The sequence below is a fragment of the Rhizobium sp. 16-488-2b genome (genome assembly GCF_017741815.1).
In the GTDB taxonomy this organism is placed as follows: domain Bacteria; phylum Pseudomonadota; class Alphaproteobacteria; order Rhizobiales; family Rhizobiaceae; genus Rhizobium.
Window position 1 is genome coordinate 44,437 of record NZ_JAGHMF010000023.1, and the last position, 13,066, is coordinate 57,502.

Genomic DNA, 13,066 nt, shown 5'->3' on the forward strand with positions numbered 1-13,066 from the left:
ATCAGTCAATACTAATCGATTTCAGATAATGACTACAATGCGCCGCGAAACCCGCAACGCCCCAAAACGTCACCGCTATCTCATTGGATATGGAACCTTTTTCGCTCTGGCGCGTCTTCTATGGGACCAACTAGAAGGAACGCCTCCATGCTGAAATGGGCTCTTATCTTTTTCGTGATTTCGCTGATTGCGGGCTTCTTCGGCTTTTCCGGGATTTCCGCGGCGACGGCGACGATCGCGCGCGTTCTCTTCGGTATCGCGCTGATCATCTTCGTGATCTTCCTGGTGCTCGCGCTGCTGGCCGGGCAGGCAATATTCTAGGAAGCCGATCTATAGTCCGGTCTTGACTGAAAACAGCGATACGGGATCGGCGACGCCCTTGAGCGATACCGGTTCCAGCGCCTCGAAATCCATCTCCGACATCTCGTCTGTGGCGGCATCATGCGTTCCGCCGCAGACAAGCACCTGCGAAGGTGCGGCGACCGAAGCGATCCGCGCCGCCAGATTGACCGTGTGGCCGAAAATGTCGCCGTCGCGCGGCACCACCTGACCGGTCGCAACACCCACCCTCACCTCCGGCAGCTGATGCGCAGCACTTTCGGCGACGAGCGACAGTGACGCCTTCAACGCCGCCTCCGCATCCGGAAACAGCATCATCACCCCGTCGCCCAGCGGCTTGACGATCCGCCCGCCGGCAAGATTGGCGAGACGCTGCGCCAGCGCCTCGAAGCTCGCCGCCTTCTCGGCCGCCCTGACATCGCCGATATCGCGCGTCAGTGCCGTGAAGCCGGTGAGATCGGCGAAGGCCACCGCCGGCAGCGCCTGATCACCCTCGGCGTCGATGCCAAGCCCGCGCAGGGCGTCCTGCAGCCGCCCGACCACATTGTCGAACACCGCCTCCTCGAGCATCCGCCGCTGCAGCAGGAAGAGCATGCGGATGCCGATGCGCTGCAGCGAAAGCCGCGTGGCCGCGCCCGCCGCGAGCACCTCGCGATGGCTGAGGCCGGCGGCCAGCATCGGCTCTTCCACCTCGGCGCGGAAGAGATCGCGCATCGTATCCACGCAGCGCCGCATCGACTGGCCGAAGACCCTCAGCACCCGCTGCATGCCATCGTCTGAAGCGCCGAGCCCGGTGCATTCGGTGATCAGCCGGATGAACTCCTCGTCATCCTCCCGCAGCGCCCGCTTCGGCGACATCGGCGAAAGCCCGGCGCTGGAATGCAGCGCGTTGAGGCGCCCGAGATCAAGCGAGGCATCGGCGAGCGCTTCCGCGAGCGAAATATCCGACATGGTGACCGGTTCGAACATCAACTGGCTGGCGAAATCGAGCGAGACGATCTGTTGGCGCAGACCGGTGGCGAGCGTCTCCATCGCGATGCCGGCGGCATTCAGCGCCAGCACCAGCCGCAGCCGGCTGACATCGCTCGCCGCATAGCCCTCCGGCCCGGCCTCGATGATCTGAAGCCGCGCCACGGCGTCCAGCTGCTCCGCATCGCAACCGGCAAGCGCCGCCAATCTCTCGCGCGACAACGACCCCATGAAGCCCCCAAAACAACCCCAGGTGAAGAAAACCCCTCTTACACCAGATTGCCAAACGGCTCTATCGCGCGCGCCTACCTCTAAAGGAGGCTTGCGCCGACATTGATGGCGAGCGCCAGGATGGTCGTATTGAACAGAAACGACAGCACCGAATGCAGCAGCGTCAGCTTGCGCATGACAGTCGAGCTCGTCGCCACATCCGCCGTCTGCGAGGCGACGCCGATCGTGAAGGAGTAGTAGAGGAAGTCCCAGTAGACGGGCTCGTCCAGCCCCTCGGGGAACTTCAGCCCGTCTCCCTTGACGCCGTCGCCATCATCGTCGCCGCCATAGAAGCGGTGCGCGTAATGCACGGTAAACAGCGTGTGCAGGAACACCCAGGAGATCAGAATGGTGACAACGGCCGCCAGTGCCCGACCGAGCGCGACGCTGGGCGCCGCCTCGTTGACCTGATGCAACTCGAGCCCGATGCCAGCGATGCTGGCAAGGGCGGCCGAGATCGACAGGAACAACAGAAGCGAGTCCGAGAAATCGAGATCCGCCGAGCGCTTGCGGATCGTCGCCACGCTCGCCTTCAACATCCGCCGCCATGTGGCGACGATGAACATCACTGCAGCCACGTTCCAGCCGGCCAACAGGTTGCGTGCCGTCACCTCGCGCGTCGTCAGAAGCAGGAAGACCGCGAGGCCGACAAGCACCGCGATCACGAAGATCGCGTGCTTGCGCAGCAACCGAAGGGGACGGCCGCTGCCGCCAGACGTAACCTCTGCCATCAAATGCTCCGCCGCTGCGAGATCACCAACGATATCAGCTTGATACCGGCAAGAGCAATATGGCCTCAGCCGGTCCAGCCGCCATCGACCACATGGATCTGGCCTGTCGTGAACCCGGCCTCGTCGCCGGCGAGATAGGTGACCAGCGCCGCGATCTCCTCGGCTGTTGCGATACGGCCCATCGGCTGGCGGGCGATGAAGTCGCTGAGCGCCTTGTCGTAATCGCCGGTGGCGCGCAGCCGCTCGTGCAGCGAGGGGCTGTCGACGGTCCCCGGGCAGATGGCGTTGGCGCGGATGCCCTTGGCGACGAAATCGGACGCGATCGACTTGGTGAGCCCGATCACGGCCGCTTTCGATGCGCTATAGGCAAAGCGGTTTGGCACGCCCTTCACGCTGGAGGCGACCGACGCCATGTTGACGATCGAGCCCTTGCCCTTGTCGAGCATGCCGGGAAGGAAGGTGCGGCAGGTCGTATACATCGCCTTGGCGTTGAGGTTGAAGGAGAAGTCCCAGTCCTTCTCCTCGCAATCGAGGATCGAGCCGGCATGCACGAAACCGGCGCAATTGAAGAGCACGTCGATCGGCCCGATCTCGTCTGCGAAGGCGCGCACGGCGTTTCCATCGAGCACGTCGAGAACCGTGGTCGTCGCGCCGGCGAGCGTCGAAAGCGACGCCTGGTTGATGTCGGTGGCGTAAACATGGGCGCCGAGCGAAATGAAACGCTCCGCACTGGCGCGTCCGATCCCCTGACCGGCCGCCGTGACGACGACCTTCTTGCCTTCCAGACCGTGGCTCATAATTCCTCCCGTTATGCGTGGCGCTTGCGGCGCATTCATTCATATGCAAACATTATATTCATTATGTCGTCAATCACATTGTCCGACGCCGGACGCTGACACGGGTGGGAGGCCCGCGTCACGCATAGAAAATTCCGACGAAGGACGAGAGGAAGGCAAGAAAGCCTGCATGAAGGGGGAGGAACCGCATGCTCTTCGACACACATCTGCACGTCATCGACCGCAATCGCCTGCACTATCCTTGGCTCCCCGACGTGCCGGATCTGAACCGCGACAGCCTCTACGAGCACTATGCGCGCGACGCGCTTCGCTGCGGCATCACCAATGTGCTGCACATGGAAGTCGATGTATCAGGTGATGCGATCGAACAGGAAACGGCCTTCATCAAGGAGATCGCCGAAAGGCCTAAAAGCCTCGTGCGCGGCGCCATCGCCGCCTGTCGTCCGGAAGAAGACGGCTTTCCGGCCTATCTCGAACGCTGCCTCGCCGACCCCTTCATCAAGGGCTTCCGCCGCGTGCTGCATGTGGCACCCGACGACACATCCGAGCGGCCGCTGTTTCGCGAGAACGTCGCGCGGCTGGCCGATACCCGGCTAACCTTCGATCTCTGTGTCTTCCCGCATCAGTTCGAACGCATTCTCGATCTTGTCGACCTCAACCCCGATGTCCGCTTCATCCTCGACCACTGCGCCAATCCGCCGATCAAGTCAGGCATGAGCGCCGTCTGGCATCGCGGCATCACCGAATTCTCCCGCCGCCCAAACGTCACCGCCAAGATCTCCGGCGTCATCGCCTATGGCGATCTCGAACGCTGGTCCGTCGACAGCCTGCGCCCCTATGTGGAGCACACGATCGAAAGCTTTGGCTGGGATCGCGTCGTCTGGGGCAGCGACTGGCCCGTGTGCACGCTCGGCGGCGGCCTGACGCCCTGGGTGGCGGCCACGCACGCGCTGACATCAGGCTGCAGCGCCGAGGAGCGCGACAAGCTGTATCAGGGCAATGCCAAACGGATCTGGGCGGTCGACTGAACGCAGTTCGATATCCCCCAACAAAAAAGGGCGGCGCCACCGGCACCGCCCTTTCCTCATTCAAGTGCCCGCAAAGCCCTTAGGCAGCCGCGAGCTGCAGTTCCTTGGTGACCATGGCGCGCAGCGTGCCGAGGTCCTTGGCGAAGGCGCGGATGCCTTCGGCGAGCTTTTCGGTCGCCATGGCGTCTTCGTTCATCATCCAGCGGAAGGTCTTCTCGTCGACGGCGATCTTGGAGATCGGCTTGGCACCTTCCGGCGACAGCTTGCGCTCCAGCTTGCCCTGGTCGTTGGAGAGTTCGTCGAGCAGGTTCGGCGCGATCGTCAGGCGGTCGCAACCGGCCAGTGCTTCGATCTCGCCGGCCGAGCGGAACGAGGCGCCCATGACGATCGTCTTGATGTCGTTGGCCTTGTAGTAGTTGTAGATCTCGCGAACGGAGAGTACGCCCGGATCTTCCTCAGGCGTGAAGTCCTTGCCGGTCGACTTCTTGTACCAGTCGAGGATACGGCCGACGAAGGGCGAGATGAGGAATGCCTTGGCGTCGGCGCAAGCGATCGCCTGTGCCTGCGAGAACAAAAGCGTCAGGTTGCAGTCGATGCCTTCCTTCTGCAGGATTTCGGCGGCGCGAATGCCTTCCCAGGTGGAAGCGAGCTTGATCAGGATGCGATCCTTCTCGATGCCGCGTTCCTTGTAGCCGGCGATGATGCCGTGAGCCTTTTCGACCGATGCCTTGGTGTCGAAGGAGAGGTCGGCGTCGACTTCGGTCGAGACGCGGCCGGGAACGAGCTTGGAGAGCGCTGCACCGACGGAAACGGCGAGACGGTCGGCAACGGCGGAAGCAACGGCTTCGGAATTGCCGCCCTGCTTCTTGCCCCAGGAAACGGCTTCCTTGATCGCGTCGGCGAACATCGGCGTGCCGAGTGCCTTCAAAACGATGCTCGGGTTGGTCGTGCAATCGACCGGCTTCAGGCGGGCAACGGCTTCGATGTCACCGGTGTCGGCGACGACGGTGGTGATCTCGCGGAGTTGGTCAAGCTTGGATGTCATGGTCGCGTGTCCTTTTGACTTGAGCTGCGAGCCGGAGCACTTGAGGCCCGGCGAATGAGGTGATCTACGGATTGCCCGTACTGTCTTTGAAGTCGCTGTCTGTGAAATCGTGCCCGCGCGTTTGGCTTACATCATAAACGTCGGCGAGTACCCCATCGTTCCCGTCTCGGGCTGCCGCAACGAAGACGTCCAAGGGCAATCGAGCCCCGGCGCAAGACCGCTGCGATTTGCCATATGCCCGCACAGTGCCTCCTACAATGGACGGAACGACCAGTTGCCAAGACTATCGCTATTCCGGGGCCATAATGTCAAGGACATTTGTGCATTTCAATTGACATAAGTGTCACACCGGTCATTATCGCGGCGACAAACCATGCCCTGCCTCGAGCAGGATCTAGGGCGCCTTTGCTTTTGGAGGAGATGTGGTCAAGCTAAAACGCGGCACGCACACCGCCTATTCGGAAGCCTCCTCGCTCAGACTGCGCGCTGCCTGGCTCTACTATAACCAGGGATTGACGCAAAAAGATGTCGCCGAGCAGCTCGGCATCAGCCGCACGACCGTCATCCGGCTGCTCGACGAGGCGATGAAGCGCAGTGAAGTGCAGATCTGGATCAACGATTCGATCGGCGATTGCGTCGAGCTGTCGGTGAAGCTGGAGCGCGCATATGGCCTGGACGAGGCGATCGTGGTGCCCGCTCCCGTTACCTCCGATCCGAATGCGCTGGCCAAGAGCGTCGGCCTGGCGCTCGGCCAGTTTCTCTCCGAAGCCATCCCCGACAATTACACGATCGGCGTCGGCTGGGGCCGCACAATGACGGCCTCGCTGTCGAGCTTCCGTCCGCCGCGCCGCGACAATTGCAAGGTCGTTTCGCTGCTCGGCGGCATCGTCGCCGTCCATCAGACCAACCCGATCGACTACACCTGGCGGCTCGCAAGCCAGCTCGGCGCCGAATGCTACATGTTCCTCGCGCCGCTCTTGGTCGATTCCACCGAGACCAAGCGCAACCTCATCGAAAAGTGCGGCCTCGACACCATCTATCGGCTCGCCGAGACGCTTGATCTCGCCATCGTCAGCTGCGGCGATATCGGCCCGCATTCGACCTCGCTGTCGGAGGGATGGATCTCCAAGGGCGAGCTGCAGGAGCTGATCGATGCCGGCTGCGTCTGCGACACCATGTTCAATTTCCTCGACAAGGACGGCAACACGGTCGATCATTCGATCAACAGCCGTGTGATGTCCGTTGATCTCGATACGCTGAAGAAGGCCAAGCACATCGTGCTCTCCTCCGGCGGTGCCCACCGCGCGGTCGCGATCAGCGCCACCATCAAGCGGATTGGCTGCAACACGCTGATCACAGACGAAAGCGCCGCCCGCGCCCTGATCGAGCTCGCCGAAGCAGCCTGACGCATCGGGCGCATCGGCGACATATATCGCATCATCCAGACGCCGGTCATTTGCGTAAACGCTGCATGACCAAAGCCGCAGACGATGCCTCCACCGACAACGCGGAAAGCCCAACCGGCAGGTTTATCCTGGCTGGCCTCTACATGATCGCCGGCTGCGCGCATCTGCTCTTCCCAGCCGCGTTCCTGTCGATCACTCCGGATTGGGTTCCCTTCCCGGCCGCGGTGATCGCGTTCACCGGCCTGTGCGAAATTGCCGGCGCGATCGGCCTGACGACTGAGCGATTACGCCGCTCGGCCGGCATCTGCCTGGCCCTTTATGCCGTCTGCGTGTTCCCGGCCAACATCAAGCACGCCATCGACGATCTCGGCTCGACCACGGCCGCCTTGGGCTGGTGGTATCATCTGCCGCGTCTCGCCCTGCAGCCGGTCATCGTCTGGTGGGCGCTGTTTGCCGGCAAGGTGACGCGCTGGCCATTGCAGGCGTCGCACTGACCTCGGCCAGCGGACGGAACTGAAACGGCTCGACACGCCGCGACTGGCCGGCGCATGATCGTTCTGCGTCAAACCGCCACGTCGTACGCACCGGGCCATTTGATAATAGCCAAGGGAAGAACTGGCCGTGGGGGCACAGTCAGGAGGCAAGATTTGTCGAAGCGTAGCTTTTCGTTTCCCGTAGCCGATGTCCGCGCCCGCGCGCTCGGCGAAATCCATTCGCGCCCCTATACGCTGATCCCCGTCTCCCGCGTCATCTTTCAGGTCGCCTTCCTGACTGAAGCCAACTTCGCCGCCGATCAGGCGATCCTGAAGGCGCTCTCGCTTGCCCAGGGTGTTCCGGCACCCGCCGCAGACACCAGCCACCACACGATGAGCTGGGGCAGCGGCACGCTGCGCTGGGAGCGCCACACGGAATTCTCGACCTATTTCTGGGACACGCCGGCACCGGCGGAATTCGGCGCCGAAATCCCGATCAATCCCTTCGGCGCCAGCTTTGCGGCACCGGGTGCCTTCATCTCGGGCGTTCGCATCGAGATCCGCCCTGATAGCGAGGATGTCGCCGACGTCATCGCCAATTTCGATCCGACAAGCCTCTGTCAGAGCATGGTGGCCGACAGCCAGGCGACCGTGATCACCGATTTCCGCCAGGACGGCGACGGCTTGACCAAGTTCCTGGTGCTCGACCACGGCATGACGGATGGCGCCCGCGGCATGCTCGCCCAGCGCCTGCTCGACATAGAGACCTATAGAACGCTGGCCATGATGGGCCTGCCGCTGGCGCAGACGCTGTCGCCCGAGATCCGCCAGATCGAAACGAGCTTCACCGCCATCACGCAGGGCATGAAGCAGCATGCGCGCGCCGAAGCCGACGCCACGCTGTCGGAGATCACTCGCCTCGCCGCCGAGCTCGAGGCCAATGCTGCCCTCAGCCTCTACCGCTTCGGCGCCAGCCGCGCCTATTACAACATCGTGCTCGAGCGCGTCGCCATGCTGGCCGAAAAGGCGCTCCCCGGCAACGAGACGCTCGGCGCCTTCCTGCAGCGTCGGCTGGCGCCCGCCATGCGCACCTGCCAGTCGGTCGAGGAGCGGCAGGCGGACCTGTCGCGAAAGCTCGCCCGCGCAACGGCCCTCCTGCGCAGCTGGATCGATGTCGAATTGGAAAAGTTCAACACCGAGATCCTGGCCTCGATGGACAAGCGCGCCCATTTGCAGCTGCGCTTGCAGCAGACGGTCGAAGGCCTGTCGGTCGCCGCCATCTCCTATTACGTCATCGGCCTCGTCGGCTATCTCGCCAAGCTTCTGCATGGCGTCGGCGTCGAGATCGCGCCGGAGACGCTGACCGGCGCCGCCGTGCCCTTCGTCGTTCTCGGCGTGTGGCTCACGGTGCGCCGCATTCGCAGCAAGCACAGCGACGACCACGTCAAAGAGGCCAACCGTCCCGACGCGCTCAGCTGATCCGAGAGGCCGGCAGCACGCTCACCTGCCGACCACTTTGCGCACACATCTCCGCGTCCGGCCGAAGCGTCATATATCCTTCATGACACGCTGCTTATTTGGCGCCATGAGTGGCCTTGCCGTGCGTGCTTTCATGATATCGTCATGAGGCGCAAAGCTAGCCAGCTCCGCAAGCGTCCGAAGCGACAAATCTGAACAGGGATCGAGATGACCACCATGAGAGGCACGCCTTCAACCGACTGGCTCGAGGCCGAACTGGCCGATACGCTGGATGAAGACTATGAGCTCGAGCTCTCCGAGCCGGCGCTGTCCGAGGAAATCCGCAAGATCTACCGCAAGGCGCATCCGCCATCGATGCCGCGCATCGAGTATTTCCGTTCGCTGATCGCGCTGCAATCCGAACTGATCCGCCTGCAGGATTGGGTCACCTATCACAAAGAAAAGGTGGTCGTGATCTTCGAAGGTCGCGATTCCGCCGGCAAGGGCGGCGTCATCAAGCGCATCACCCAGCGTCTCAACCCGCGCGTCGCCCGCGTCGTGGCGCTTCCGGCACCGTCGGACCGCGAGAAGTCGCAGTGGTACTTCCAGCGCTACGTGCCGCATCTGCCTGCTGGCGGCGAGATCGTGCTCTTCGACCGCTCCTGGTACAACCGCTCCGGCGTCGAACGCGTCATGGGCTTTGCCGACGAGGATCAGGTCGAGCAGTTCTTCAACGACGTGCCCGAATTCGAACGCATGCTGGTCCGTTCCGGCATCCGTCTGGTCAAATACTGGTTCTCGATCACCGACGAAGAACAGCAGCTACGCTTCCTCGTGCGCATCCACGATCCGCTGAAGCAGTGGAAGCTGTCGCCGATGGACCTGCAGTCGCGCATCCGCTGGGAGGCCTACACCAAGGCAAAGGAAGAAACCTTCGCCCGCACCAACATCCCGGAAGCCCCGTGGCATATCGTCGAAGGCAACGACAAGAAGCGCGCCCGCCTGAACTGCATCGACCATCTGCTGTCGCAGTTCCCCTACGAGGACGTGCCGCACGAGGAGATCGCCTTGCCGGAACGCGTCTTCAACCCGGATTACGAGCGCAAGGTCCTGCCGCCGGAGTTGTACGTTCCGTCGAGGTATTGATTGGAACTGTCGGCGGGTGTGCCGTTGATTGAATAGAACCGTCGGGCGGGTGAGGCCCCTCATCCGCCTGCCGGCACCTTCTCCCCGCTGGGGAGAAGAGACTCGAGGCGGCCGCTCGCGCCAACCTCCCCTTCTCCCCTGCGGGGAGAAGGTGGCCCGAAGGGTCGGATGAGGGGGCTGCTTCCTCCAACGTCGCGGGGTAAAACCCCTACCCCACCATCTCCGCTTCCGCCTTCAATCCCAGCAACGCCGCCCCAATCAGCCCGGGTTCAACACGGCATTCGCTGCGCACGACGAGCGGGCGGTCGAATTTGCGCAGGATGCGTTGGCGCACGGCCTTGTCGAGCTCATCCAGCAGCGGTTCCACATTGGAGAGCCCACCGGCGACGGGGACGATGGTGGCGCCGGTGATGTTGACGGTCAGCGCCAGAGGAGAGGCGAGGAGATCGATAAAGACGTCGATCGTGCGGGTCGCCTTTTCCTCGCCGCCCAGCCACTGGCCGATGATCTCCTCGCTGGTGAAGTCGAGGCCGTGGAGGGTCTTGTGCAGGCGTTCCATGCCGCGCGCGCCGCCGACGGAATCGACGCAGCCGCTCTGGCCGCAGCCGCAGGCATAATGCGGGATCTCGACCGGCGGGTGGCCGGCGCGCAGCGCAACGATCGGGCCGTGTCCCCATTCGCCTGCAAAGCCGCCCGCCTCGTTGATCAGCCGGCCATTGGCGATCACGCCGCCGCCGACGCCGGTGCCGAGGATGACGCCGAGCACGATGCGGTGGCCGCGACCGGCGCCGAGGCCGGCTTCGGCCATGGCGAAGCAGTCGGCGTCGTTGGCGACCAGGACCGGCACGCCGAGCTCGGCCTGAAGATCGGCGGCGATGGTGCGCTGGTGAATGCAGGGAATGTTGGCGCAGGTGAGCAGCTGCGTATCGGGATCGACGACGCCGGCGATCGAGATCGACAGCAGCGTCGGCGAGCCGCCGGCTTCCGCGATGAAGGTTCGCAGCGTATCGACGAAGGCGCCGAAATCATCGAGGGGGGTCGGGCGGCGGCCGAGCGGCGTGATCTCGGTTTCGGAAAGGGCAACGCCGCCCTTGATCGCCGAGCCGCCGATGTCGAAGGAGATGATCATTCGTATTCTGCTTGTTCCAAACGGTTAGAATCTGCTCGCATCGTTAGGTGCGATTTGCAAGCCCAAACCCTGATCAGGCAGGCAGCGTGATGCGCGCCTCGAAGCCGGAACTCTGGCCGCTGGCGGGCGAGATCAGGTCGAGCGTTCCGCCCATCTGCGAGACGATGCGATCGGCGATTGCAAGCCCAAGCCCGGAGCCTGAGGCGCTGGTGTTGCCGCGCCGGAAGCGTCTCTTCAGCGTCGCCATATCGCTTTCGGGCACCAAGGCCCCGCCACTGACAACACGCACGACGCCATTCGCATCGAGGCTGACATCGACCGATAGCTCCGGGTCGCCATGAACCAGGGCGTTCTCGATGAGGTTGCGCAGGATGATGCCGAAGGCGTCCATGTCGGCGTTGCGGACCAGCTTTGTCGCAGGCGCGGCGGTGTAGCGCAGGCGACCCTGCGAGCGGCTGTCGCGTTCGTAATCGGTGACGATCATGTCGAGCACCGGGCGAAGATCCGTTGCCGTGGCGCTGCCGCCGATGCCGGCCTCGGCACGGGCGAGCTGCAGCAGCTTTTCGGCGAGGCGCCCGAGATTGACCAGCGAGCTCTCAACCTGGTGGGCGCGAGCCTTGGTTGGTCCCGGGGGTAGTTCCTCGGCAAGCCGCTGCGTCTGCGCCAGCGCGCCGGCGATCGGCGTTCTGAGTTCGTGGGCGCTGTTGGCGGTAAACTCGCGCTCGGCCTCAAGCGCGGAGCGCAGGCGTCCGAGCAGCAGGTTGACGGAGCGGGCGATCGGCTTCAGCTCTTTCGGCAGACCGGCGCTCTCCACTTCCGCCAGATTGCCGCCATCCTTGGTGCCGATATCCTGGCGCAGCGCATCCAGCGGCTTTAGCGCGCGGCCGACGATGAACCAGATCGCAAATATGCTGGCCGGGATAAGCGCGATCAGCGGAATGAGCAGGGTGACGGCGCTTTCGCGCACGGCCTCGCGCCGATTCTTGAAGCGATCCGCGACCTGCAGGAAGAGCGAGCCGTCGGATGTCTTTTCCGTGTAGATACGCGCGGTCGCGCTGTCGAAGAAGCCTGTTTCGAGCGGGGCGGGGAAGGGCTCGGCAAGCGCGTCATTGGAGCGCAACACCACCTTTCCTGATGGATCACGAACCTGATAGGTCAGATACTCGCGGTTGGCGGCGGTGTTCAGCATGGCGATGCCATGCGGGTCGCCGATGCCGCGCTGGTCCATGTCGTCGAGGATCAGCGCCAGCAGCCGTTCCGTCGTTTCCTGCTGGGCGCTGTCGAAGATCTCGTCGAACTCATGCTGCATGACGCGGATGCTGAGGCCAATGGCGATAAGCCAGAAGATGACCATGACGGTCGTCAGCGCGGTGATGAGCGGGCGGGTGATACTGCGTTCGCGCTTCATTGTGATCCGAGTGTGTAGCCGATGCCGCGGGCCGTGCGGATGCGATCCTTGCCGATCTTCTTGCGCAGCCGGCTGACATAGACCTCGACCGTGTTGCTCTCGATTTCCGAGCCGAAGGCGTAGAGCGCCTCCTCGATGCGGTCCTTGGAGACGATCGCGCCGGGGCGTGCGGTCAGGAGGTCAAGCACCGCCCATTCGCGGCTGGTGAGGATTACGGAGATGCCGTCGACGGAGAGCTTGTGCTGCGGCCGGTTGATTTCGATATCGCCGATCTGCACCACCGGGTGCGGGTTGGCGTCGTAGCGGCGGGCCACCGCCATGATGCGCGCTTCAAGCTCGCCCAGGTTGAAGGGCTTGACGAGATAGTCGTCGGCGCCGGCGTTCAATCCCTCGATGCGGTCGGAAATCTGGTCGCGCGCGGTGAGGATGATGACGGGCGCGCGAATGTCGCGGCTGCGCAGCTTGCGCAGGAAATCGACGCCGCTGCCATCGGGAAGATTGAGGTCGAGCAGCACCAATCCATATTCGACAGGGCCCGTGGCGGCTTCCGCGTCGGCGAGGTTCTTCACCCAATCGACGGCATGGAAGGACGCGGCGACATGATCGCGCACCGCCTCGCCAATCATCTTGTCGTCCTCAACCAGCAGAATTCGCACGATTTTTCCCTCTGGCGCATAGTTAGCGTGCCGTTCGATGTCAGGTCAAGCATGGCTTCGCGGGCAAAGATCGCGCTGCAATGGCGGGGCTGAGCACCATCCACTGCTTGCGTTGAGGCTAAAATAGATTGTGCAATTTCTCAATGCACTCGACATTTGCCCGAATTTTGTTTTGATCTGGCGCGAACATAGCTTCAACCACATGCTTTGC

Annotated in this window: 13 protein-coding genes; 6 read left to right on the top strand and 7 right to left on the bottom strand. The window is 63.2% G+C overall.

Going from position 1 to position 13,066, the window contains the following annotated elements; translation table 11 throughout:
* Nucleotides 1–147 precede the first annotated feature (147 nt).
* The gene (locus tag J5286_RS19425) at nucleotides 148–321 is read left to right on the top strand and encodes a DUF1328 domain-containing protein (RefSeq protein WP_018902004.1); all 174 of its coding nucleotides are present in this window, start codon (nucleotides 148–150) and stop codon (nucleotides 319–321) included.
* A 9-nt stretch (nucleotides 322–330) separates the two neighbouring features.
* On the opposite strand, the gene J5286_RS19430 is transcribed toward J5286_RS19425, so the two are convergent.
* The 3 genes from J5286_RS19430 to J5286_RS19440 form a co-directional block, all read right to left on the bottom strand.
* Nucleotides 331–1,539: an adenylate/guanylate cyclase domain-containing protein gene (locus tag J5286_RS19430; protein WP_245206309.1), complete on the bottom strand. Its 1,209-nt coding sequence runs from the start codon at nucleotides 1,537–1,539 to the stop codon at nucleotides 331–333.
* Nucleotides 1,540–1,619: 80 nt separating this feature from the next.
* The gene (locus tag J5286_RS19435) at nucleotides 1,620–2,309 is read right to left on the bottom strand and encodes a DUF1345 domain-containing protein (protein WP_209191765.1); all 690 of its coding nucleotides are present in this window, start codon (nucleotides 2,307–2,309) and stop codon (nucleotides 1,620–1,622) included.
* Nucleotides 2,310–2,374: 65 nt separating this feature from the next.
* Nucleotides 2,375–3,106 (bottom strand): SDR family oxidoreductase, encoded by a 732-nt coding sequence (locus J5286_RS19440; protein WP_112944194.1) that lies wholly within the window; start codon nucleotides 3,104–3,106, stop codon nucleotides 2,375–2,377.
* 188 nt (nucleotides 3,107–3,294) lie between these two features.
* Between J5286_RS19440 and J5286_RS19445 the strand changes: the two genes are divergently transcribed.
* A complete protein-coding gene (locus J5286_RS19445) occupies nucleotides 3,295–4,134 on the top strand; it encodes an amidohydrolase family protein (RefSeq protein WP_209191766.1) in 840 nt (279 codons plus the stop codon).
* A 79-nt stretch (nucleotides 4,135–4,213) separates the two neighbouring features.
* On the opposite strand, the gene tal is transcribed toward J5286_RS19445, so the two are convergent.
* A complete protein-coding gene (gene tal, locus J5286_RS19450; RefSeq protein ID WP_113200039.1) occupies nucleotides 4,214–5,179 on the bottom strand; it encodes a transaldolase in 966 nt (321 codons plus the stop codon).
* Nucleotides 5,180–5,601: 422 nt separating this feature from the next.
* Here tal and J5286_RS19455 point away from each other — a divergent pair, with 422 nt between their 5' ends.
* The 4 genes from J5286_RS19455 to ppk2 all read left to right on the top strand — a co-directional run bounded on the left by J5286_RS19455 (nucleotide 5,602) and on the right by ppk2 (nucleotide 9,662).
* The gene (locus J5286_RS19455) at nucleotides 5,602–6,585 is read left to right on the top strand and encodes a sugar-binding domain-containing protein (RefSeq protein ID WP_113200040.1); all 984 of its coding nucleotides are present in this window, start codon (nucleotides 5,602–5,604) and stop codon (nucleotides 6,583–6,585) included.
* Nucleotides 6,586–6,650: 65 nt separating this feature from the next.
* The gene (locus tag J5286_RS19460) at nucleotides 6,651–7,079 is read left to right on the top strand and encodes a DoxX family protein (RefSeq protein WP_209191767.1); all 429 of its coding nucleotides are present in this window, start codon (nucleotides 6,651–6,653) and stop codon (nucleotides 7,077–7,079) included.
* A gap of 153 nt (nucleotides 7,080–7,232) precedes the next feature.
* Nucleotides 7,233–8,537 (top strand): DUF3422 family protein, encoded by a 1,305-nt coding sequence (locus tag J5286_RS19465; protein WP_209191768.1) that lies wholly within the window; start codon nucleotides 7,233–7,235, stop codon nucleotides 8,535–8,537.
* 207 nt (nucleotides 8,538–8,744) lie between these two features.
* Nucleotides 8,745–9,662, top strand: a complete 918-nt coding sequence (ppk2, locus tag J5286_RS19470) for a polyphosphate kinase 2 (RefSeq protein WP_209191769.1) — start codon at nucleotides 8,745–8,747, stop codon at nucleotides 9,660–9,662.
* Nucleotides 9,663–9,870: 208 nt separating this feature from the next.
* Here ppk2 and J5286_RS19475 read toward each other — a convergent pair whose 3' ends face one another.
* From J5286_RS19475 to J5286_RS19485, 3 genes are all read right to left on the bottom strand, one after another.
* Nucleotides 9,871–10,791: an ROK family protein gene (locus tag J5286_RS19475; protein ID WP_209191770.1), complete on the bottom strand. Its 921-nt coding sequence runs from the start codon at nucleotides 10,789–10,791 to the stop codon at nucleotides 9,871–9,873.
* A 73-nt stretch (nucleotides 10,792–10,864) separates the two neighbouring features.
* Nucleotides 10,865–12,199 (bottom strand): sensor histidine kinase, encoded by a 1,335-nt coding sequence (locus tag J5286_RS19480; RefSeq protein ID WP_209191771.1) that lies wholly within the window; start codon nucleotides 12,197–12,199, stop codon nucleotides 10,865–10,867.
* Nucleotides 12,196–12,855 (bottom strand): response regulator, encoded by a 660-nt coding sequence (locus J5286_RS19485; RefSeq protein ID WP_111565273.1) that lies wholly within the window; start codon nucleotides 12,853–12,855, stop codon nucleotides 12,196–12,198. Before J5286_RS19485 ends, J5286_RS19480 begins: the two co-directional genes overlap by 4 nt.
* Nucleotides 12,856–13,066 lie beyond the last annotated feature (211 nt).

Coding starts and splice junctions, on each gene's coding strand:
- J5286_RS19425 (WP_018902004.1), top strand. CDS start 148: ATGCTGAAATGGGCTCTTATCTTTTTCGTGATTTCGCTGATTGCGGGC.
- J5286_RS19430 (WP_245206309.1), bottom strand. CDS start 1,539: ATGGGGTCGTTGTCGCGCGAGAGATTGGCGGCGCTTGCCGGTTGCGAT.
- J5286_RS19435 (WP_209191765.1), bottom strand. CDS start 2,309: ATGGCAGAGGTTACGTCTGGCGGCAGCGGCCGTCCCCTTCGGTTGCTG.
- J5286_RS19440 (WP_112944194.1), bottom strand. CDS start 3,106: ATGAGCCACGGTCTGGAAGGCAAGAAGGTCGTCGTCACGGCGGCCGGT.
- J5286_RS19445 (WP_209191766.1), top strand. CDS start 3,295: ATGCTCTTCGACACACATCTGCACGTCATCGACCGCAATCGCCTGCAC.
- tal (WP_113200039.1), bottom strand. CDS start 5,179: ATGACATCCAAGCTTGACCAACTCCGCGAGATCACCACCGTCGTCGCC.
- J5286_RS19460 (WP_209191767.1), top strand. CDS start 6,651: ATGACCAAAGCCGCAGACGATGCCTCCACCGACAACGCGGAAAGCCCA.
- ppk2 (WP_209191769.1), top strand. CDS start 8,745: ATGACCACCATGAGAGGCACGCCTTCAACCGACTGGCTCGAGGCCGAA.
- J5286_RS19475 (WP_209191770.1), bottom strand. CDS start 10,791: ATGATCATCTCCTTCGACATCGGCGGCTCGGCGATCAAGGGCGGCGTT.
- J5286_RS19480 (WP_209191771.1), bottom strand. CDS start 12,199: ATGAAGCGCGAACGCAGTATCACCCGCCCGCTCATCACCGCGCTGACG.